13 protein-coding genes and 2 pseudogenes are annotated in these 21,693 nt (G+C 68.9%); 9 read left to right on the top strand and 6 right to left on the bottom strand.

The window, feature by feature from the left end:
* Positions 1-79 precede the first annotated feature (79 nt).
* On the top strand, positions 80-520 hold the full coding sequence (locus H9L41_RS13970) for a carboxymuconolactone decarboxylase family protein (protein WP_028446800.1): 441 nt from the start codon (positions 80-82) through the stop codon (positions 518-520).
* 84 nt (positions 521-604) lie between these two features.
* Here H9L41_RS13970 and H9L41_RS13965 read toward each other — a convergent pair whose 3' ends face one another.
* From H9L41_RS13965 to H9L41_RS13955, 3 genes are all read right to left on the bottom strand, one after another.
* On the bottom strand, positions 605-955 hold the full coding sequence (locus H9L41_RS13965; RefSeq protein ID WP_028446801.1) for a hypothetical protein: 351 nt from the start codon (positions 953-955) through the stop codon (positions 605-607).
* Positions 956-1,048: 93 nt separating this feature from the next.
* Positions 1,049-1,483: a hypothetical protein gene (locus tag H9L41_RS13960; RefSeq protein WP_028446802.1), complete on the bottom strand. Its 435-nt coding sequence runs from the start codon at positions 1,481-1,483 to the stop codon at positions 1,049-1,051.
* Positions 1,484-1,710: 227 nt separating this feature from the next.
* Positions 1,711-2,841, bottom strand: coding sequence for an anhydro-N-acetylmuramic acid kinase (locus H9L41_RS13955; protein ID WP_051319142.1), 1,131 nt, complete (start codon positions 2,839-2,841; stop codon positions 1,711-1,713).
* 350 nt (positions 2,842-3,191) lie between these two features.
* Between H9L41_RS13955 and tyrS the strand changes: the two genes are divergently transcribed.
* Both tyrS and H9L41_RS13945 read left to right on the top strand, forming a co-directional pair.
* On the top strand, positions 3,192-4,451 hold the full coding sequence (gene tyrS / locus H9L41_RS13950; RefSeq protein WP_308419667.1) for a tyrosine--tRNA ligase: 1,260 nt from the start codon (positions 3,192-3,194) through the stop codon (positions 4,449-4,451).
* Positions 4,452-4,774: 323 nt separating this feature from the next.
* Positions 4,775-6,337, top strand: a complete 1,563-nt coding sequence (locus tag H9L41_RS13945) for a tyrosinase family protein (protein WP_028446804.1) — start codon at positions 4,775-4,777, stop codon at positions 6,335-6,337.
* A gap of 150 nt (positions 6,338-6,487) precedes the next feature.
* On the opposite strand, the gene H9L41_RS13940 is transcribed toward H9L41_RS13945, so the two are convergent.
* The 3 genes from H9L41_RS13940 to H9L41_RS13935 form a co-directional block, all read right to left on the bottom strand.
* Positions 6,488-7,861, bottom strand: coding sequence for a penicillin-binding transpeptidase domain-containing protein (locus H9L41_RS13940; protein ID WP_265584055.1), 1,374 nt, complete (start codon positions 7,859-7,861; stop codon positions 6,488-6,490).
* The gene (locus H9L41_RS24865; RefSeq protein ID WP_265583781.1) at positions 7,783-8,820 is read right to left on the bottom strand and encodes a transglycosylase domain-containing protein; all 1,038 of its coding nucleotides are present in this window, start codon (positions 8,818-8,820) and stop codon (positions 7,783-7,785) included. Before H9L41_RS24865 ends, H9L41_RS13940 begins: the two co-directional genes overlap by 79 nt.
* A 567-nt stretch (positions 8,821-9,387) precedes the next feature.
* Positions 9,388-11,325: a type IV pilus assembly protein FimV gene (locus tag H9L41_RS13935; protein ID WP_187523416.1), complete on the bottom strand. Its 1,938-nt coding sequence runs from the start codon at positions 11,323-11,325 to the stop codon at positions 9,388-9,390.
* 231 nt (positions 11,326-11,556) lie between these two features.
* Between H9L41_RS13935 and mmuM the strand changes: the two genes are divergently transcribed.
* The 6 genes and pseudogenes from mmuM to H9L41_RS13905 all read left to right on the top strand — a co-directional run bounded on the left by mmuM (position 11,557) and on the right by H9L41_RS13905 (position 21,218).
* Positions 11,557-12,459, top strand: a complete 903-nt coding sequence (gene mmuM, locus H9L41_RS13930; RefSeq protein ID WP_245589228.1) for a homocysteine S-methyltransferase — start codon at positions 11,557-11,559, stop codon at positions 12,457-12,459.
* A 129-nt stretch (positions 12,460-12,588) separates the two neighbouring features.
* On the top strand, positions 12,589-13,527 hold the full coding sequence (locus H9L41_RS13925; RefSeq protein WP_034607378.1) for a carbohydrate kinase family protein: 939 nt from the start codon (positions 12,589-12,591) through the stop codon (positions 13,525-13,527).
* 1,156 nt (positions 13,528-14,683) lie between these two features.
* Positions 14,684-16,462: a glycosyl hydrolase family 18 protein gene (locus tag H9L41_RS13920; RefSeq protein ID WP_187523415.1), complete on the top strand. Its 1,779-nt coding sequence runs from the start codon at positions 14,684-14,686 to the stop codon at positions 16,460-16,462.
* 150 nt (positions 16,463-16,612) lie between these two features.
* Positions 16,613-17,479 carry a 2OG-Fe(II) oxygenase gene (locus H9L41_RS13915; protein WP_028446807.1) on the top strand — a complete coding sequence of 289 codons (867 nt, stop codon included), beginning with the start codon at positions 16,613-16,615 and terminating at the stop codon, positions 17,477-17,479.
* A 160-nt stretch (positions 17,480-17,639) separates the two neighbouring features.
* A pseudogene (locus tag H9L41_RS13910) lies at positions 17,640-18,553 on the top strand (cupin-like domain-containing protein).
* A 764-nt stretch (positions 18,554-19,317) separates the two neighbouring features.
* Positions 19,318-21,218: pseudogene (locus tag H9L41_RS13905) on the top strand (glycosyl hydrolase family 18 protein).
* Positions 21,219-21,693: the final 475 nt, after the last annotated feature.

Here is a 21,693-nt window from a genome sequence, read left to right as displayed (position 1 = left end):
GAAATTGGCCGTTCCTGGCAGTCCGCCCTGGCGCTATCGTGGCGGCCATACCGACTCACCAAGCGAAAGGAAACGCACCATGCACGCACGACTGAACTGGGCCAAGGCCGCGCCCGACGCCTACAAGGCCATGATCGCGCTGGAGAACGCCGTGACCGGCAGCGGCCTGGAGCCGTCGCTGCTCGAACTGATCCGCATCCGTTCCTCCCAGCTCAACGGCTGCGCCTTCTGCCTCGACATGCACACCGCCGACGCCCGCAAGCGCGGCGAGAGCGAACGGCGCATCTACACGCTGAGCGCCTGGCGCGAGACGCCGTTCTTCAGCGAACGCGAACGCGCCGCGCTGGCCTGGACCGAGGCGCTGACGCAACTGGCCGGCCACGAGGTGAGCGAGGCGCTGTACGACTCGGTGAAGGCGCAATTCGGCGACAAGGAAATGGTCGACCTGACGCTGGCGGTCAATGCGATCAATTCGTGGAACCGGATCGGGGTGGGGTTCGGGTTGCAGCCGGCGGGGTAAGGAACGGCCCGGGGCCGTACCGAATCGAGCCGATGCGGCCGATCTGGCGTGGCCCGGCTGCATGAGTCGGCTGCGGGCCGTGGCCTATCTGCAGAGCCAGTCGCCGAGCGGTCGCGACAGGTCGAGCAGCGTATCCAGCAGGAAGTACGGCAGGCTCAGCACAATGAGCAGGACCGGGACGGCGACGATCTGGCGGACGACCCGGTGGGCCTTCACCAGCCAGAACGACAAGGCGATCGACAGGCAGACGAGCCCGGCGAAGGCATAGGCGAAGGCGGTATCGGCGAGGGCGAACCCCTGCTCGATATTGCCTTCGCCTGCTTTCAGATCGGCGGCGCAGGCGCTCAGGGCCGAGTAGTACTGTCCCGCTGCGTACAGGGCGGCCGCTAGGGCCAGGATCACCACGGCGGTCAGGTGGCGCGATTTGGAATGCATGTCTGGATTCGGATTCGATGGTTGTTCGATGTGCAACTTGCTTATTTATGAACCACGCCGCGTGAAGTCTTCGATTCTTCGGCGGGGTTTCCGCTATTGAGCCGCGGATGACATATCGATCATATTGCCGGCGCAATGGACATCCCATTTCGCTGCATCGGTCTCGGTGCGATCGCCGAGGATCACCAACCGTTTCGTTTTCATGACCTGCCAGGCATTGCTGCTCGAGAATTCCACGCAAACGATCGACGCGTCGAAATTCATCTTCATCGTCTTCAGCTTGGCACCCACGAATCTGCCGCGTATTGAGCGCCCTAGATCTTCGGCGATGCCGGTTCTGATCAAGGCGGCCTCTTCGGCCTGCTCGGGCGAAGCGCTGTTCAGTTGCGCCTGAATCGATTTATCGTTCGCAGCGGCTTTCCTGTTCTGGAAATACCAGGATATCGACATGAAACAGATCAGGCCGATCAAGCCCAAGGCGGCCAATATATAGAACTTGGGCTTGCTGAATTCCTTCTCGCCGATCATGGCTCCGCACTTGGGGCAGGTTTGGTTAAAACCCTGCCACTCCCAATTGCATTTTGCGCATATGACCAAATTGATTCTCCTGAATCACCGCAACATAAAAGAAACGATCAATATATCTGCCGGACATTCTGAATGAATGGGCAGGGCTGGCAAGTTTCCCGTGGCCACGGCGATGAAGCAACTGCTTGGCAACAAACCGATCGCTTTGCCGGGCAGTGCCCGGTCGTTCACCCGGCGATTGCCGGCGCCGCTGGCCACCCCACCACCGCCGGATGGATCGCCCCCAGCACTCGCAACCCCGCCGCCCCTGTCACCGCCGGCAGGTTGCCGGCCTGGCCGAGCAGGCAGCGCCGCGCCAGCCAGGCGAACGCCGTCGCCTCGACCCAGTCCGGGTGCAGCCCGAGCGCTTCGGTGCCGGCCACCGGCCGCGGCGCCAGCAAGGCGGTCAGCCGCGCCATCAAGGCGCCGTTGCGCGCGCCGCCGCCGCAGACGTAGACCTCGGCCGCAGCCATCGCCTCGCGTTCGATCTCGGCGGCGATGCTGCGCGCGGTGAATTCCAGCAGGGTGGCCTGCACGTCCTCGGCCGCCAGCGTGCGGCCGGCCAGCCGGTCGTCGAGCCAGCCGGCATGAAACAGGTCGCGGCCGGTGCTCTTGGGCGGCGGCGCGGCGCAGTAGGGTTCGGCCAGCAGGGCGGCCAGCAGGGCGGCGTCGACCCGGCCGGCCGTGGCCCAGGCGCCGTCGGCGTCGTAGGGCTGGCCGCGGTTGCGGGCGATCCAGCCGTCCATCAGCACGTTGCCGGGTCCGGTGTCCCAGCCGCGCACGGCGCCGCCGGGCGGCAGGTCGGTCAGGTTGGCGATGCCGCCGATGTTGACCACCGCCCGGTGCGCGGCGCCGCCGAACATGCCGAGGTGGAAGGCCGGCACCAGCGGCGCGCCCTGGCCGCCGGCCGCCACGTCGCGGCTGCGGAAGTCGGCCGCCACCGTGATTCCGCTCGCCTCGGCCAGCCGAGCCGCGTTGCCGATCTGCAGCGTGTAGCCGAGCTCGGGCCGGTGGCGCACGGTCTGGCCGTGCATGCCGATGGCGGCGATCGCGCCGGCGTCGAGGCCGGCCTCGGCCAGGGTGGCGGCGACGCTGGCGGCGTAAGCGTCGGCCAGCGCGTTGCCGGCCAGCGCGGCGCGGTGCAGCTCGTCCGGGCCGCTCGCCTGCAGCGCCAGCAGTTCGTCGCGTAGAGCGGGTGCGAAGGCGCGCAGGGTGGCAGCCAGCAGGCGCGGCTTGCCGGCGGCGAAATCGACCACGGCGCAGTCGATGCCGTCGAGGCTGGTGCCGGACATCAGGCCGATGTAGAGGGAGGAGGGCATGGGAGAGGGGAATGAGGGTGTGAGGGGCGAAGCGTAAGCCGGTGGACGGAGTAGAGGGAAGGGGGAGGAGTGAAGGGGGAAGGGGGAAGGGAGAAGGCAACCCTCCCCTTGAAGGGGAGGGAGCGGAGCAGCGATGCGGATGAGGGCGCAGCCGTTCGATATGGTGCAATCCACTCCTCCCCCTTCAAGGGGGAGGCTGGGAGGGGATGGGGTTACCCTTCCCCCTTCCCATCTTCAAATTCACAGGCCCATCGTCCCCACCTCCAGAATCGGCGCTCGCCCGGATTCGGCTAGAATCGCCGGTTTCGCGTACGACCTCAGCCGTTGGAGAACCCCATGTACAAGTCCCCCTGATCCAGGATCTGCACGATCGCGGCCTGATCGCGCAGACGACCGATGCCCAGGCGCTCGACGCGCTGCTGGCCAGCGAGTCGGTGACGCTGTATTGCGGCTTCGATCCGACCGCCGACAGCCTGCACATCGGCAGCCTGGTGCCGATCCTGGTGCTCAAGCGCTTCCAGCTGGCCGGCCACAAGCCGATCGCGCTGGTCGGCGGCGCCACCGGCATGATCGGCGACCCGAGCTTCAAGGCGGCCGAGCGCAAGCTCAACACGCCCGACGTGATCGAGAGCTGGGTCGGCAAGATCCGCACCCAGGTCGAGCCCTTCCTCGACTTCGACGGCCCCAACGCCGCGATCATGGCCAATAACTACGACTGGTTCGGCGGCATGGGCGCGCTGGAATTCCTGCGCGACATCGGCAAGCACTTCTCGGTCAACGCCATGATCAAGAAGGAATCGGTGCAGCAGCGCATCAACCGCGACGACCAGGGCATCTCGTTCACCGAGTTCGCCTACAGCCTCCTGCAAGGCTACGACTTCAGCGAGCTGAACCGGCGCCACGGCTGCAAGCTGCAGATCGGCGGCTCGGACCAGTGGGGCAACATCACCGCCGGCACCGACCTGACCCGCCGGCTCAACCAGCAGCAGGTGTTCGGCCTGACGCTGCCGCTGGTCACCAAGTCCGACGGCACCAAGTTCGGCAAGACCGAGACCGGCACCATCTGGCTCGATGCCCGCAAGACCTCGCCCTACGGCTTCTACCAGTTCTGGCTCAATACCGCCGACGCCGACGTCTACACCTTCCTGCGCTACTTCAGCTTCCTGTCCCCGGCCGAGATCGCCGCGATCGAGGCGGCCGACCGCGCCCGCGAAGGCAAGCCCGAAGCCCAGCGCATCCTGGCCGAGCAGGTCACCGCCGTCGTCCACGGCCAGGCCGCGGTCGAGGCCGCCCAACGCATCAGCCGCAGCCTGTTCAGCGACAGCCTGGCCGAGCTGACCGAGTCGGATTTCGAACAGCTGGCGCTCGACGGCGTCCCGGGCGTGACGCTCGAGCGCAGCACGTCCGGCCTGATCGACGCGCTGGTGGCGGCCGGCCTCGCCAAGTCCAAGAGCGAGGCGCGTACCTTCATCCTGAGCGGCGCGGTCAGCGTCAACGGCCGCAAGGCCGAGACGATCGAACACGCGATCGGCGACGAGGAGCGGCTGTTCGGCCGCTTCACCCTGCTCCGCCGCGGCAAGAAACTGTACGGGCTGATCAGCTGGGCCTGAGCGGCCACGCGATCCGCACCCGGCCCCGGCGGCGTTCGCGCGCTGCCGGGGCCGTGCGCATTGCGGCGTCCGCGATGTGACCGCTGCGGCAATGCCCTTGTAGGAGCGGCTTCAGCCGCGAATGGCCGGGCGTCCTCTCCCGGCGTTCGCGGCTGAAGCCGTTCCTGCGTCGACATCGTTACCTTGCGGTGCCTGCGTCACGTCCCGCTGTAACCCATCGTCATTCCCTCCGCTGCCGGGCGGTTCTATAAAGGCAGGGCCCGCTCGCTCGGGCATGCCGGCCTACAAGAACACATCGAGCCCGCTGTTCCACGGAGGAAACCATGTCGAAGTCCAAGCTGTTCGACGCGCCGCTGGCGCGCCGCGAAATCCTGCGCCAGATGATCGCGCTGGGCGCCATGCCCGGCCTCGCCGCCTTGCCCGTCCTGCCGGCCCTGGCCGACGATGCGCCGCCCGACTACCCGGAAGATTGCACGCCGCCGACGCCGACCGGACCGGCGGTGCCCTTCGTGCCGGGCCGGCTGCCGGTGCTGCCGCGGCGCAGCATCAATTCGCTCGGCGAGGCCGAGCTGCGTACGCTGACCCTGGCCTTCGCCCGGCTGCGCGAATTGACCGTCAAGCAGCCCGACAACCCGCTCGGCTGGCTGCGCCAGAGCTATGTGCACTGCTGGTATTGCGGCGGCGGCACCGACGGCCAGGCCGGCCCCGAGATCCACGGCAGCTGGTGGTTCCTGCCCTGGCACCGCTGCTACCTGTACTTCCTCGAACGCATCCTGGCGCGGCTGGCCGGCGCGCCAGAGCTGCGGCTGCCGTACTGGGACTGGAGCACCCAGAGCGAGCAGACCCAGACGCTGCCGCTGGCCTATTCGCGCAAGTTCGCCATGCGCCGGCCCAACGCGCTCTACAACACCCGCCGCGGCGTGACCTACGGCGACCAGATCCCCAAGGCCTTCGTCGGGCCGAAGGCGATCAGCCTGGTGCTGGACGCGCCGAGCTTCGGCCAGTTCGGCGGCATGGATCCGGACGTCCACCTCACGCTGGGGCAGTCCGCCTCGGGCCTGCTCGAGCGCATCCCGCACAACAACGTGCACAACTGGACCGGCACGCCGGGCGACAGCGTCAACCAGGGCTGCGACATGGGCGTGCTGGCCACCGCCGCGCGCGACCCGGTGTTCTTCGCCCACCATGCCAACGTCGACCGCATGTGGCCGAGCTGGCTGGCGCTGGGCGGCGGCCACGACAATCCGACCGACGAGCGCTGGCTCGACCACGCCTGGAATTTCTACGACGAGAACGGCACCTGGACCTCGATCAAGGTCCGCGACGTGGTCGAGACCGCGGCCATCGGCTACGTCTACGACAGCCTGGCGGTGCCGACCCAGTCCAGCCCGGTGTTCTATTCGCCCGAGCGCCCGCCGCGCACCGTGCCGGCCGAGGCCCTGAGCGTGCTCTCCAGCGCCGCGCCGCGCGCGCTGTCGGCCGCGCCGACCACCCACGTGGCGGCGCTGCCGCAAGCCCACCGCGACGCGCTGGCGGCGCTGGCCGGCGGCCAGCGCTACCTGCTGACCTTCGAGGGCGTGCGCATCCCGGCCCACGTCGGCGTGGCGGTGAAGGTCTATGTCAACCTGCCCAAGGCCAATGCGGCGACCAGCACCGAGCTGCCCAACTATGTCGGGCTGATCTCCAGCGTGGCCAAGGTGCGCAAGGGCGAGCCGCACGGCGAGCACAAGCCCGAGCGGATGACCTTCGTCATCAACGTCGAGCTCGCGCGCAAGATCGCCGCCGACGGCACGCTGCAGGTGACGCTGGTGCCGATCACGCCGCGCGGCCGCCAGCCGGCCTCGGTCGAGCTGAGCTACGAGACGATCACGCTGGCGCCGCTGTAGGGTTGCCGCTGCTCGCCGGGAGGATGTAGGAGCGGCTTCAGCCGCGAATGGCGGTCGGGTCTTTTCCGCCCATTCGCGGCTGAAGCCGCTCCTGCGGTGAAGTGTTCCGTGCGTGCCGGGCGGAAGCGCGGAGACGCCGGGCCGAACCGCTCAGGGCGTGCTCGGCGGCGGCGTCGCCTCGTCCATCGGCGGGTTCCGCTCCGCGGCCGGCGGCTCGACATAGGTCGAATCGCCGGCTTCCGCCTCGGTCTCTTCCGGCTCGTCCCCGCTCATGTCCTCGTCGGTCAGCTCGTCCGGCGCCGGCATCTCCACGCCGTCCATGCCGATCGCGCTGACGAAGCCGTTGCCGGGCGTGAACAGGTCGAGGTACCACTCGCCGCCGATCTGCAGCACGCCGGGCGGCTGCGGCATCTGGTAGGTCGGCACGCCTTTGAGCGCTCGGCCCATGAAGCGCATCCACATCGGCAGCGCCAGCTGCGCGCCGCCGGCGCCGACCGAGCGCGGCTGGTCGTAGCCGAGCCAGCTGACCGCCAGCAGCGAATGCTGGTAGCCGGCGAACCAGACGTCGTGCATGTCGTTGGTGGTGCCGGTCTTGCCGCCGATGTCGGTCCGGCCCAGCGCGTTGCTCTGCCAGGCGGTGCCGCGCTGGGCCACGCCGAGCAGGAGCTGGTGCATCACGAAGGCGTTGCGCGGCGTCAGCGCGCGGATCGCGTTGGCCTCGGCCACCGCCGGCCGCGCCTGCAGCAGCAACTGGCCGCGGCCGTCGCGCACCTCGGCGATCAGGTAGGGCGGCACCCGCCAGCCGCCGTTGGCGAACACCGCGTAGGCGCCGGCGAGCTGCAGCGGCGTGACCTGGCCGGCGCCGAGCGCCATCGGCAGGTAGGGCGGTACCTGGGCGGGCACGAAGCCGAAGCGCTGCACGTAGTCGCGGATGAAGGGCACGCCGACATAGTCGGCGACGCGTACCGCCACCAGGTTCTTCGATTTCTGCAGGCCGCTGCGCATGCTGATCGGGCCGGCCTCGCTGCCGTCGTCGTTCTTCGGCTCCCAGCGCTTGTCGCTGCCCGGGTCGAGCTGCACCGAGAAGGCGGCGTCGTTGACGATGGTGGCCGGGCCGACGCCGCGTTCGAGCGCGGCCGAGTAGACGAAGGGCTTGAAGGTCGAGCCGGGCTGGCGCCAGGCCTGCGCCGCGCGGTTGAACTTGTTGACGCCGAAATCGAAGCCGCCGACCAGCGCACGGATCGCGCCGTCCTGCGGCGCCAGCGCCACCAGCGCGCCCTGGATCTGCGGCAGCTGCACGATCTCGCGCGCGCCGCGCGCATCCCTGCCGATCCGCACCACGGCGCCGGGCCGGATGCGTAGCTTGGCCGGCGCGCCTTCGCGCAGCCCGGCGGCGGCGAAGCGTAGGCCGGGCTCGGCGATCTCCACCGTGTCGCCGTCGCGCGTCAGCGCCACCACCTTGCGCGGGCTGGCCGCGACCACCACGGCGGCGACCTGGCCGTCGGCATCCGGGTGGGCGGCCAGCAGCTCGTCCGCGCTGTCCTCGCGGGCGGCCGGCTCCGGCAGCGCCACGTAGGCCTCGGGCCGCGCCAGCCGCGGCGGCGGTCGTAGTCGAGCAGGCTCTGCCGCACGCTTTCCCAGGCCATCTGCTGCTGGGCGTAGTCGATGGTGGTGACCACCGTCAGCCCGCGCGAGTAGGCGGCCTCGCCGTACTTGTCGAACATCGCCTGGCGCACCATCTCGGCGGCGTATTCGGCATGCGGCTGGCTGGCCGGCGCGGCGTCCTGGCTGCGCGCCAGTTGCAGCGGCTCGGCCAGCGCCTGGCGGTAGCGCGCCTCGCCGATGTAGCCCAGCTCGCGCATGCGCTTGAGGATGTATTCCTGCCGGACCCGCGCGCGGCGCGGATTGCTGACCGGGTTGTAGGCCGACGGCGCCTTGGGCAGGCCGGCCAGCATGGCCGATTCGGCCAGCGTCAGCGCGCCGAGCTCCTTGCCGAAGTAGACCCGCGCCGCGCTGGCGAAGCCGTAGGCGCGCTGGCCCAGGTAGATCTGGTTCATGTACAGCTCGAGGATCTCGTCCTTGCTGCGCACCGCCTCGATCTTGTAGGCCACCACGATCTCGCGCAGCTTGCGCGTGACGGTCTTGTCGCGGGTCAGGAACAGGTCGCGCGCCACCTGCATGGTGATGGTGCTGGCGCCCTGGCCGCGGCCGCCGCTGCCGAGGTTGGCGAGGCCGGCGCGCAGCACGCCGACCAGGTCGATCGCGCCGTGCTCGTAGAAGCGCGCGTCCTCGATCGCCAGCACCGCCTGCCTGAGGTCGGCCGGGATGTCGGCGAGCTTCACCAGGCTGCGCCGCTCCTTGCCGAATTCGCCGATCAGCACCTTGTCGCGCGAATAGACCCGCAGCGGCACCTTGGGCTGCAGGTCGTCGAGCTCGGCCAGCGAGGGCAGGTCGCGCAGCAGCCAGGCCAGGCCGGCCAGCATGGCCAGTGCCAGCGCCGCCGCGAGCAGCAGCAGGGGGCGGCGGTAACGTTGCCAGAAGTCGGCCAGGCGTTCGCGCAGGCGCGGGCGGCGTGGCGGGGAGGCGGTGGCGGCGCGGGCTCGGACCGCGGCGCCAAGGTGGGCTCGATCGTCGGCTCGATCGGGGGCTGCTGCTCGGGGATGGGCGGTTCGGTCATGAGGCGGGCGCCGGGCGCGGGTCAGCGTGGGGTGGTGGGGAGCGGTGCGATCGCCGCGCACGGCGCGACGATCCGGACCGCTCGGGCGGGGCTTCCGGATGCGAGCGGCGCCGGCGGCGGGAAGTTCGCGCCGCCCGGCGCCGGCTTCAGCGGGGCATGGTGAGCTTGACCAGCATCTCGCCGGCGGCGGCGCGCTCCTCGTGCGAGCCGCTCATCATCAGCCGCTCGAGGATGGCCGCGCCGGCTTCCTGCTGGCCCGACTGGATCAGCCGCCGCGCCGCGCGCAGCTCGGCGTGCTCGCCCGGCACGGCGTCGGTATCGGCTTCTTCGGGCTCGTCGGGCGCCACCAGTTCGAGCGGCGGCTCGATGTCGATCAGGTCGAAGGCCGGGATCGGCTCCACCTGCGGCGGCGCCACTTCCTCGGGCAGGTCGAATTCGAACTCGGGCAGCTCGGAGGCCGGGGCCGGCGGCGTTTCCTGCTCGGTCGGCAGCTCGAACACCAGCGGCTCGGCCACCGGCGGGGCGGCGGCGCATATTGGACCGGGGCCGGCACCGGGGCCGGGGCGGCCGGCGGCGCGTAGGACTGCGGCTCGCTCAATTGGTCCAGCATCGCGGTGATCTCGTCGGCATTGCTGCCGCTCACGCCCTGGCCGCTGAACAGCGCGCTGGCCGGCGCCAGGTCGCGGCCCATGATGCTGACCTTTTCCCACAGCGTCTCGCTGACGAAGTGGTTGCGGAAATCGGCCGCGACCTCGAGGAAGGCATCGGTGTCGCGGCGGCTGTGCATCAGTTCGAGCAGCTGGATCCAGTTCACCACGTGGGTCGGCCGCGCCGCGATCTCGCCGCGCAGGAGCTCGACCGCGTAGTCGTACTGGCCGTGGGCGGCCAGCAGCGTGGCCTCGGCCGCCACGTCGCTGAGGTAGACCACGTTGAGGTCGGACGCTTCCTGCTCCTGGTCGGCCTGCGGCGCCAGCTCCGGCGCCAGGCGAGCCGGCTCGTACGAGGCCGGCGGGTGGTAGGGCTGGGTCTCGTCGTGGCGGCGCTGGTGGCCGTTCGACGCTTCCTGGGCGAACAGCGGCGAGTTGGTGTCGGCCAGGAAGTTGGCCTTCTCCTCCTGCTGCCGCCGCAGCGCGCGCCAGCGGCCGATCAGCACGGCCAGGCCGGCCAGCCCCAGGCCGCCGAGCCCCACCAGCCCGCCCAGCCAGATCCACTGGCTGCGCCGTTCGGCGCGGTCGCGCGCCTCGGTCTCTTCCTCGACGATGGCCTTGTTGCGTTCCTGGACCTGCGTCAGCAGGGTGTTCAGCCGCTGTTCGAGCCGGGCGACCTGCTCGCGGGCCGCTTCGAGCTCCTTCGACTGGTTGGCGAGCATGGTGTTGAGCCGGTCGATCTCGGCCGACTGCAGCGGCTCGCCGGTCTCGGGCGGCGCACTGATGCTGAGCTTGGTGGTGGGCGTCGCCGGCGGCGGCGCGATGACCTGCGGCTGCGGCGTCGGCTGGGCCGGCGGCGGCGCGGCCGGCTTGGGCGGCACAGGCTTGGGCGCGGCCGGCTTCGGCTGGGTCGCGCGGCGGGCGGGCGCCGCGCGCGCATCGGCCGGCATGCCGGGCACGTCGGCCAGCTTGACCGGCAGGTTCAGCTTGATGCCGGCGGCCAGCGGCTTCTTGCCGCGCGGCGGCAGGTGGGCGTTCAGCCGGCGCAGCTCGAGCACCAGCGCCTTCTGCGCATCCGGCTGGCCGGGCAGCAGCTGGCGCGAGATGCTGGCGTAGGTCTCGCCGCCCTGGGTCAGCCATGCGCCGTTCTGGGCGGCCAGCGGATCGGTGGCCGCGACGGCGCCCGGTTGCGCGCGCGGGGGCGCGGCCGGCACGGCGGCGCGATTGGCGGCGGGCGCGGCCAGCGGTGCGGCGATCGGCCGCGTCGACGGCATGTCGAGCAGCAGGGTGTAGTCGCGCTGTACCAGCGCCGCATCGCCGCAGCGCAGGCGGACGGTGAGCGCCACGATGGGTTCGCCGACCGTATCGACGCTGTGGATGTCGAGCACGCCGCCGCCGGCGGTCCGGCGGAAGCCCAGCCGGGCGGTCTGCATCGGGCCGTCGGCGCCGCCGTCGCGCACGATGGCGGAGAAGCAGTCGGCCGCCAGTCCTTCGTCGGCCGCGGCCTGCACGCGGACGCTGGCCTCGAGCGGCTGGCCGAGGGTGGACTGGAGACTGAGTTCGCCCAGCGACGCAGTGTGTGCGGGAGTGTTCAGCCAGGCCGCGGCCAGGCTGGCGGAGAGAAGACTGAAGGAGAGCGGTTTACGGGCTGGGCGAATTGCCATCGATTCTTCCTAGCATCGCGCAATTATTGATTAGTCTTGTCTTCATAATATTTGTTATCGGTCGGACCGCCGCGAAAGCCAAATATCCGCCTGCGCAAGGATATATTGCGGATCGACCGCCGGGACTGTTTGTACGGTAACGCGCTTACCGATCCGGATTTCCGCGAGTGTACCGTCATGTCTCCATCCGCGTCCCCGCTTCGCGCTTGGCTTGCAGCCGATGAGCCGGTCGTGCTCGACGGCGCGCTGGCGACCGAACTCGAAAACCGCGGCTGCGATCTGCGCGATCCGCTGTGGTCGGCCCGGATATTGATCGAACGACCCGAGTTGATCCGGGCCGTGCATGCCGATTATTTCGCCGCCGGCGCCGACGTCGCGATCACCGCCAGCTACCAGGCCAGTTTCGAAGGATTCGCCCGCCGCGGCATCGGCGCGGAGGAGGCGAACGCGCTGCTGCGCCGCTCGGTCGAGCTGGCCGCCGCGGCGCGCGACGCGTTCTGGGCCGAGCCGCGCAACCGCGTCGGCCGCCGCCGCCCGCTGGTGGCGGCCTCGGTCGGCCCCTACGGCGCGATGCTGGCCGACGGCTCGGAATACCGCGGCCACTACGGCCTGGCGCGCCCGGCGCTGATGGACTTCCACCGCCCGCGGATGGGGGCGCTGCTGGCAGCCGGCGCCGACCTGCTGGCCTGCGAGACCATCCCCTGCCTCGACGAGGCGCTCGCGCTGGCGCAACTGCTGGCCGAGTTTCCCGGCGCCGAGGCCTGGATCGCCTTCAGCTGCCGCGACGACGCCCACGTCTGCCAGGGCGAGCGCTTCGACGACTGCCTGCGCGCGCTCGACGGCTTCGGCCAGGTGGCGGCGGTCGGCCTCAACTGCACCGCGCCGGCCCACGTGGTGCCGCTGCTGACGGCCGGCCGCGCGGCGACCGCCAAGCCGCTGCTGGCCTACCCGAATTCCGGCGAGCGCTACGACCCCGGCGGCAAGTGCTGGCACGGTGCGGCGGACGCGCGACAGTTCGCCGCCGCGGCGCGCGGCTGGTATGCCGCCGGCGCCCGCCTGATCGGCGGCTGCTGCCGTACCGGCCCGGCCGAGATCGCGGCCATCGCCGCCTGGGCCCGCGCCGCCGCAGCCTAGCCCGCGGCATGTAGCGAGCGGTCGCTTGGCTACCTGCGGCGGCGGCGCGATGATCGGCCGGCGCGTCGCTTCCGCCGCGCTCCATCGGCCGCCCGTCCGGGCGGCGTCCATTCCCGGGATTCCCTCACGATGCAAACGCTCGATCTCCTCGTACTCGGCGGTGTCGGCATCGACACCATCGTCCGCGTGCCGGCGCTGCCCCTGCCGCTGGCCGATTCGATCCACGTGCCGGCCGTGCGCGACTACGTCGCCCATACCGGCAACGGCTATGCGCTGGCGGCGCAGGCGCTCGGCCTGCGCACCCGCTTCCTCGATTTCCTCGGCGACGACGAGCAGGGCCGGCTGGTGCTCGAGCGCTACCGCCGGCGCGGGCTCGATTTCGACTACATCGTCGAGCCCAGCGGCACGCGCCGCAGCGTCAACCTGGTCGATCCGGCCGGCCGCCGGCTGTCGCTGTACGACGGCCGCCACCCGGATGCGCTGCGCATGCCGCGCGACTTCTACCTGCCGTCGATGCGCGCGGCGCGGCACGTGCACCTGTCGATCATGGCCTGGGCGCGCGACTGCTTCGCCGACGTGCAGGCGCTGGGTCTGAGCAGTTCGACCGACCTGCACGACTGGGACGGCCGCAACGACTACCACCGCGCCTTCGCGCAGCAGGCCGACCTGGTGTTCGTCAGCATCGTCGCGATGGGCGGCCGCCACTTCGAGGTGATGCGCGAGATCCTCGAGCAGGGCAGGGCGCGGCTGGTGGTGGCGACGGGCGGCGAGCAGGGCTCCTGGTGGCTGGCGCGCGGCGACGCGATGCCCGGCCACCAGCCGGCGCTGGCGCCCGAGCGGCCGGTGGTGGACAGCAACGGCGCCGGCGATTCCTTCGCCGCGGCCTTTCTCTATGGCTGGCTGCAGGGCCTGCCGCCGGCCGAATGCGCGCGGCTCGGCGCGCTGGCCGGCGCCTATGCCTGCAGCTGCCACGGCACTCACGAGGATTTCGTCACGCGCGAGCAGTTGCTGCGGCTGCGCGCCGCGCTCGGCGATGCGCCGGCGGCCGGGCCGGCCGCGCAAGGCTGAGGCGGGGCCGTCGCGCCCGGCTGCACCGCCGGGACTGCCGGATCGGGCCGATAGGCCGGCATGGGCCGGTTGTAGCCATGCCTACCGCCCATGGGCGATGCCGCCATCCATCGGCGCACGAGGGGTGGGCAAAGGCAGGCACCGGTCCGGTGCATTCAATACCACTCTCCGGTCCGCTGCCCGATTCGAATTGGTGCAAATGGCCGATCGGGCCGGATCGATTCCTGTATTGACCAGGCTCCCGAATTAAATCGCCGCGATGGATGAATGCCTGAATCCGGTGCGTCGGGCGATTGGTCAATGCACCCAATTGGATCGAATGGCCGGCCATCGCGCTTCATGCCGGTTCAAGTCCCGTTCAATCAATGCGCACGGCGATTTCGGGCCTGCCGCAATTCCTGTCCGTATCCATTCGTAAACCGGCCGGCCATCGCGGCCCGATTGTCCGTTTTCTTGCCCGGCTTCGAGCCGGATGGCCTTGCCGGAGCCGGCTTGGCGCAGCGGCCGGCGAATACCGGCAGGGTGGATTCGCGGCTGGCCGGATGCCGTGAATCGCCTTTTGCTTATATAAGTCCACTTTATATCCAGAGCGCCATGCCACAAGGGCGAGCGTCCCGCCGGGACGGCGTTCGGGCCTTCCTGGCGCCGAGCGTCGTATTCATGCCGCGTAGCAAGACTACAAGCATGTGACGGCCGAAGGCGGTGTTCCGGCCGCGGCGGTGCGGGTTGTCCGTTTTTCATGCTGCGATGCAAAGTCGGGTGGCAGGTTCGGATATGGCGTTGAATAAGGATTGCAAGCTCTGAGATGCCGGTTTCGCGAGACGATTTATTGCGCTGCATCATTTTGTGTAGCGAATTTTATATTTGCTACGCTGCCGGGAGGACCACTTGCTTTCTGACCGAACGCTATTGACACCCATTTTTTGCATGCCCTAGCATCGGCCAATACCAAATTAAAACAACATATGACCAATATGATAATACCGGTATCGTCCGAGCCGTTTGGACCAGTCCGGTATTACATGCAGCGGCAAAAACGCACGACCCAATGATCTGGATCACGTCGTTATGGTTGCGGGGGCGACGGGATCGAACAAATCAGACCGGGGTTCAATCCGGCTACCTCGCTTGATCCTTCTCGGATGGAGACTTCTGCATGCAAGCAACTCGTAAGCCGCCCCGCCGTTTCGGCCTGACCGCCGTCACCCTGAGCCTGGCCGCCGCCGGCGCCCTGTACTCGCCGAGTGCGCTGGCCGCCGCCTGTGCCGCCACCTGGACCCAGAACAACACCTACTACGCGGTCAACACCGTGGTGTCCTACGCGGGCAGCAACTACAAGGCGCTGGTGTCGCACACCGCCTACGCCGGCACCAACTGGTACCCGTCCACGACGCCGTCGCTGTGGAGCTCGCAAGGCACCTGCACCGGTACGCCGACCCCGACGCCCACGCCGACCCCCACTCCGACGCCGACCCCCACGCCGACTCCGACGGCCACCCCGACCCCGAAGCCGAGCCCGACCCCCACCCCGACGCCTACTGCGACGCCGACCCCCACGCCGACGGCCACCCCGACGCCGAGGCCGAGCCCGACGCCGACTCCGACTCCGACGGCCACCCCGACGCCGACCCCGACGCCGACCCCGACGCCGACCCCCACGCCGACTCCGACCCCGACGCCCAGCGCGCGCCAGGTCGGTTCCTACTTCGCGCAATGGGGCATCTACGGCCGCAACTACCAGGTGAAGAACATCGACACCTCGGGCTCGGCCGCCAAGATGACCTTCCTGAACTACGCCTTCGGCAACGTCTACCAGAAGAACGGCGGCTACGAATGCGACATCCAGTACCGTACCGAATCGGGTAACGGCGATGGCGGCGATCCGTTCGCCGACTACAGCAAGTCGTTCGACGCGGCCGGTTCGGTCGACGGCGTGGCCGACAAGTGGGACAGCCCGCTGCGCGGCAACTTCGGCCAGATCAAGCGGCTGAAGGCCAAGTACCCCGGCCTGAGCCCGATGATCTCGATCGGCGGCTGGTCCTGGTCCAAGTGGTTCTCGGCGGCCTCGGCCACCGACGCGCTGCGCAAGCAGCTGGTCTCGAGCTGCATCAACGTCTACATCAAGGGCAACCTGCCGAGCTATGACGGCGCGGGCGGCACCGGTGCGGCGGCGGGCGTGTTCGACGGCATCGACATCGACTGGGAATTCCCGGGCGTGCAGGGCTTCGGCTACAACACCGTGAGCCCGGCCGACAAGCAGAACTTCACCTTGCTGCTGAAGGAGTTCCGCACCCAGCTGACGGCCCTGACGGCGACCACCGGCAAGACCTACAAGCTGACCGTGGCGATCGGTGCCGGCAAGGACAAGATCGACATGACCGAGCCGGGCAACTACAGCCAGTACCTCGACTGGATCAACGTGATGTCCTACGACTTCCATGGCGGCTGGGATGCCAAGGGTCCGACGGACTTCCACTCGCACCTGTACAACGATCCGGCCAGCCCGAACTCGGCCACCACGCTCGGCGCCAGCTACAACATCGACAGCGCGGTCAACGCCCTGATCGCCGCCGGCGCACCGGCCAACAAGATCGTGCTGGGCATCCCGTTCTACGGTCGCGGCTGGACCGGCGTGACCAACGCCAACAACGGCCTGTACCAGGCTGCGACGGGCGCGGCGACCGGCACCTACGAGGCGGGCATCGAGGACTACAAGGTGCTGAAGAACCGGCCTGGCAGCGTGTTCACCCACGCGGTGACCAAGCAGAGCTGGAAGTTCGACGGTACCAACTTCTGGTCCTACGACACCCCGGCCGTGATCCAGACCAAGATCGACTACGTCAAGGCCAAGGGTCTGCGCGGCCTGATGAGCTGGTCGCTCGACGGTGACACGACCGACGGCGAACTGATGACCAAGATGAGCACGGTCAAGTAATACGATTGCCGGCTCTGGCGGCCACGAGTCGCCGTGAGTACTGTGGCCTCCTCCTCGCGGGGAGGCACTTTTTCTTCGATCCATGGGTGCGCGGCCCCGCGCCGCGACCGGTGGATGCAAGTTCCCTGAACGACCCGCAGCGAGATGCGCATGACCGAACTGACCGCCGAATGGCAAGGCTGGCTATCCGACAACGTGGCGCGCGGCTGCTCGTCCGAATCGATGATCGACGCCATGGTGCGGGCCGGCTTCGACTCCACCCACGCCGGCGCGCTGGTGCACGTGTATGCCCGCGGCGGGCTGGCCTCGCCGTCCTCGTTCAAGCCCGCGGCCGTCGCGGCGCGGCCCGATGCCGGCTACGTCTACGACGATCTGCCGTTCGAGGCCGGCAACCGGCTCGACGGCGGCGACCGCCGGGTTGCCGTGGCCATGCGCTGCGACAAGCCGCAGGTGCTGGTGCTCGACGGCGTGCTGTCGCACGAGGAATGCGACGAGATCATCGAGCGCTCGCGCAGCAAGCTCAGCCGCTCCACCACGGTCGATCCGCAGACCGGCGGCGAGAGCGTGATCGAGCGGCGTACCAGCGACGGCACCTTCTTCAAGCTGTGCGAGGACGAATTCATCGCCCGCATCGATACCCGGGTGTCGCGGCTGATGAACTGGCCGCTGGAGAACGGCGAAGGCCTGCAGATCCTGCGCTACGGCGTGGGCGGCGAGTACAGCCCGCATTTCGACTATTTCCCGCCGGCCGATCCGGGCAGCGCCACCCATGTCGCCCGCAGCGGCCAGCGGGTGGCGACCATGGTGATCTATCTCAACGACGTCGAGGCCGGCGGCGCGACGATCTTTCCCGATGCCGGCCTGTCGGTGACGCCGCGCAAGGGTTGCGCGGTGTATTTCCGCTATGCCAACGGCCGCGGCCAGCTCGATCCGCTGACGCTGCACGGCGGCGCGCCGGTGACCGCCGGCGAGAAGTGGATCATGACCAAGTGGATGCGCGAGCGCCGCTACGGCTGAGCGCGATCGCCCCGGCCGACGAACCCAGCGGATCGCCGCGTCGCGGCGTCCGCCCTGCAAGGACCCCGCGGTGGAAACCAAGCACGTGGACAACGAATGGCGGCGCTGGATCGCCGAGAACCTGCTGCTCGACGGCGAGCCGGGCAGCATCTTCGGCGCGATGGTCGAGAATGGCATCCATCCTGAGGAAGCCGGCCGCGAGCTCGACGCGGCGCTCGCTAGCCCCTACCTGGCCGGCGCGGCACGGCTGCGCAACCGCCTGCGCAAGCGGACCTGGCCGCTCGACATCCAGCGCAAGCTCAACCGGCTCGACGGCCGTACCCACCAGGTGCCGCGCCGCCATCGGCTCGACGGCCAGGCCTTCTTCGAAGAGTTCTACGCGCTCAACCGGCCGGTGATCATCACCGGCATGCTCGACGACTGGCCGGCGCGCACCCGGTGGAATCACGACTACTTCCGCAGCCGCTTCGGCGAGCGCGAAGTCGAGGTCCAGTACGGCCGCAGCGGCGACGCCAATTTCGAGGTGAACCAGCCCAGGCTGCGCCGCACCATGCGTTTCGGCGACTACGTCGACCAGGTCGAGGCGGCCGGCGAGACCAACGATTTCTACATGACGGCCAACAATACCTCGCGCAACCGCGAGGCGCTGACCGAGCTGTGGGACGACATCGGCCGCCTGCCCGAATACCTCGACGGCAGCCGCGACGGCTTCCTCTGGTTCGGCCCGCGCGGCACGCGCACGCCGCTGCACCACGATCTGACCAACAACTTCATGGCCCAGGTGGCCGGCCGCAAGCGGGTGGTGCTGGTCCCGGCGGTCGAGCTCGGCCAGGTCTACAACGACCTGCACTGCTACACCCGGTCGACGCCGGCCGCGTCGACTACGACCGTTTCCCGCTGATGCGCGACGCGCAGCGGCTCGAGGTCGAGCTGGCGCCGGGCGAGATCCTGTTCCTGCCGGTCGGCTGCTGGCATTACGTCGAGGGGCTCGACGTGAGCATCACCATGTCCTTCATCAATTTCCGCTGGGACAACGATTTCGCGAGCTTCTACGGGACTTATCACGGAGTCTGAATCCTTCCTCGCCCGGCTTCGCACGCGGGGAACGATCGGAATGCAGCGCCCGGCCATGCCGGGCGTTCGCTTTTGGCGGGGTGCTTGCCGCTCGACCGCGGCCGCCGGGGCCGATCCGGCTTCGATTCCTGTGTCGGATACGTTGCATCCGCGCGCGCCGGCCTACCGTTCGGCAGGTAGTCGTTTTCCGCTGCGGCGGGCCGACTACGGCAATCCATAGCGGCGATCTATCGGCGCGCGGCATTCAATCTCGTGGTCGCCGACGGCCTCGGAAACCGGTCAAGCCGCGATGACGGCTGCATGCCAGACCACTACGGCCGGCGCCGGTGCGAGGGCCGGGCGGTGCGGTGACGAATGCGCTTTGAATACAGGGTCTTGGCGAATCGGCCGCTCGGTTCGCGGCCGGTTTCCGATGTCCGAGCGAGCGCTCGTCTAATACCACTTCAATTGCGCTTGATCGGAGCGATCGCCTTGGCGTGCTCGCGGCCAGGGCGGCGAGCGGAGTCGGCGCGTAGTCCATCGTCATCGGCTACGCATTGTGGCCTGTCTGGTAAGTATTTGATTTGTTTTCGATGTTGAAGATCTTTCGACGCTGGGCATAGCATGGGTCATGACCTCGGGAGGATGCGGATCGCCAGCGTAGCGACCGCATGAACGGTTCAACGGCCGGTTTCGATGCCGAGCCGTGCTGGGTGGCGGGGTCGTAAAGGGCAGTTTCATAAGTCCACTTTGTTTCCACTGAAAGAGATACGGAGAGTCAAGCTATGCACAAACCCTGCAAACCGGCCCGGCGCTTTTCGCGGAACGCCGTCACCCTGAGCCTGGCCGTCGCCGGCTTCCTGTATGCCCCGAGCGCGCTGGCCGCCGCTTGCGCCACGGCCTGGGCCGAGGGCAATACCTACGCGGCCGGTACGCTGGCGTCCTACCAGAGCAACAACTACCAGGCGCTGGTGACGCACACCGCCTATGCCGGCGCCGGCTGGAACCCGGCCGCGACGCCGACGCTGTGGTCGTCGCAAGGCGCCTGCACCTCGACGCCGACCCCGACTCCGACGCCTACTCCGACCCCAACGCCGACCCCAACGCCGACCCCAACGCCGACCCCAACGCCGACGCCCACTCCGACCACCTGCTATGCAGCCTGGGCATCGGCACGGCCTACACCACCGGCCAGCGCGTGACCTACGACGGCCGCAACTACGAGGCGAAGTGGTGGACGATGGGCGAAGTGCCGTCGGCCAATACCGGCAGCGGCAAGCCCTGGAACGACGTCGGTGTCTGCAATGGACCGACGCCGACGCCAACTCCGACTCCCACACCCACTCCGACGCCGACCCCAACGCCTACCCCAACGCCGACGCCGACTCCCACCCCGACCCCGACCCCGACCCCGACCCCGACCCCGACGCCCAGCGCGCGCCAGGTCGGTTCCTACTTCGCGCAATGGGGCATCTACGGCCGCAACTACCAGGTGAAGAACATCGACACCTCGGGCTCGGCCGCCAAGCTGACCTTCCTGAACTACGCCTTCGGCAACATCTACCAGAAGAACGGCGGCTACGAATGCGACATCCAGTACCGCACCGAATCGGGTAACGGCGACGGCGGCGATCCGTTCGCCGACTACAGCAAGTCGTTCGACGCGGCCAGCTCGGTCAACGGCGTGGCCGACACCTGGGACAGCCCGCTGCGCGGCAACTTCGGCCAGATCAAGCGGCTGAAGGCCAAGTACCCCGGCCTGAGTCCGATGATCTCGCTGGGCGGCTGGTCCTGGTCCAAGTGGTTCTCGGCGGCCTCGATGACCGATGCGCTGCGCAAGCAACTGGTGTCGAGCTGCATCAACATCTACATCAAGGGCAACCTGCCGAGCTATGACGGCGCGGGCGGCGCCGGCGCGGCGGTCGGCGTGTTCGAGGGCATCGACATCGACTGGGAATTCCCGGGCGTGCAGGGCTTCGGCTACAACACCGTGAGCCCGGCCGACAAGCAGAACTTCACTTTGCTGCTGAAGGAGTTCCGCACCCAGCTGACGGCCCTGACGGCGACCACCGGCAAGACCTACAAGCTGACCGTGGCGATCGGTGCCGGCAAGGACAAGATCGACATGACCGAGCCGGCGAACTACAGCCAGTACCTCGACTGGATCAACCTGATGTCCTACGACTTCCACGGCGGCTGGGACGCCCAGGGTCCGACGGACTTCCATTCGCACCTGTACAACGATCCGGCCAGCCCGAACTCGGCCACCGCGCTCGGCGCCAACTACAACATCGAGAAAGCGGTCGACAACCTGATCGCGGGCGGCGCGCCGGCCAGCAAGATCGTGATCGGCATCCCGTTCTACGGCCGCGGCTGGACCGGCGTGACCAATGCCAACAACGGCCTGTACCAGGCTGCGACGGGACCGGCCACCGGGACCTACGAGCCGGGCATCGAGGACTACAAGGTGCTGAAGAACAAGGCCGGCAGCGTGTTCACCCATGCGGTGACCAAGCAGAGCTGGAAGTTCGACGGCAGCAACTTCTGGTCCTACGACACCCCGGCCGTGATCCAGACCAAGATCGACTACGTCAAATCCCGCGGCCTGGGCGGGATGATGAGCTGGTCGCTCGATGGCGATACCGCCGACGGCGAGCTGATGACCAAGATGAGCACCGTCAAGTAAGCCGCGCCGGCTCCGGCGACCTTGCGTCGCCGCGTCGACCGAGGCCTCCCCACGGGGAGGCCTTTTTCATTGGGTCGTGCAGGCAAGGCCCATTCATCGGGGGGCGCCGATGGGGATTCCATGGCGACGGGCAAGGTGCAGCGCTGCGTCGCATGCCCGCGTCGCCCCTGGCCGCCAGTGTCCGTCCGTCGCGGGTGTGTCGCTTCCGCCATAGCGCGGCTGCCGTTCGGCAGGTAGTCGCCTATCGCCAGGCCGGCCGGACTACGGCGGCTCATAGCGAATGGCTATTAAAGCCGGCCGCCATAGCGTGCACGGGAAAACGGCGCCGACCGGCCGGCCTTGCCAGGTCGAGCCGGCCTGCCAGACCACTGTTACAGACCGTCGCGCGGCGAGGCGACGGGCCTGCGGCGAATCCACTTTGAATACATGGTCTTGAGGCGAACGGAACCGCGGTGCATGTCCGTTTCCTTGCCTC

Origin of the sequence: Chitinimonas koreensis (assembly GCF_014353015.1) — a bacterium.
Classification (GTDB): Bacteria; Pseudomonadota; Gammaproteobacteria; order Burkholderiales; family Chitinimonadaceae; genus Chitinimonas; species Chitinimonas koreensis.
Note: the sequence above shows the minus strand (reverse complement) of the source record. Positions and strands in the feature narration are given on the sequence as shown.

What these genes read in the sequence shown, in the direction of transcription:
- H9L41_RS24865 (WP_265583781.1), bottom strand. Translation starts at nt 8,820, where the DNA reads ATGCTGGCCGGCCTGGCCTGGCTGCTGCGCGACCTGCCCTCGCTGGCC.
- H9L41_RS13925 (WP_034607378.1), top strand. Translation starts at nt 12,589, where the DNA reads ATGCAAACGCTCGATCTCCTCGTACTCGGCGGTGTCGGCATCGACACC.
- H9L41_RS13960 (WP_028446802.1), bottom strand. Translation starts at nt 1,483, where the DNA reads ATGATCGGCGAGAAGGAATTCAGCAAGCCCAAGTTCTATATATTGGCC.
- H9L41_RS13915 (WP_028446807.1), top strand. Translation starts at nt 16,613, where the DNA reads ATGACCGAACTGACCGCCGAATGGCAAGGCTGGCTATCCGACAACGTG.
- H9L41_RS13920 (WP_187523415.1), top strand. Translation starts at nt 14,684, where the DNA reads ATGCAAGCAACTCGTAAGCCGCCCCGCCGTTTCGGCCTGACCGCCGTC.
- H9L41_RS13935 (WP_187523416.1), bottom strand. Translation starts at nt 11,325, where the DNA reads ATGGCAATTCGCCCAGCCCGTAAACCGCTCTCCTTCAGTCTTCTCTCC.
- H9L41_RS13955 (WP_051319142.1), bottom strand. Translation starts at nt 2,841, where the DNA reads ATGCCCTCCTCCCTCTACATCGGCCTGATGTCCGGCACCAGCCTCGAC.
- H9L41_RS13970 (WP_028446800.1), top strand. Translation starts at nt 80, where the DNA reads ATGCACGCACGACTGAACTGGGCCAAGGCCGCGCCCGACGCCTACAAG.
- H9L41_RS13965 (WP_028446801.1), bottom strand. Translation starts at nt 955, where the DNA reads ATGCATTCCAAATCGCGCCACCTGACCGCCGTGGTGATCCTGGCCCTA.
- H9L41_RS13945 (WP_028446804.1), top strand. Translation starts at nt 4,775, where the DNA reads ATGTCGAAGTCCAAGCTGTTCGACGCGCCGCTGGCGCGCCGCGAAATC.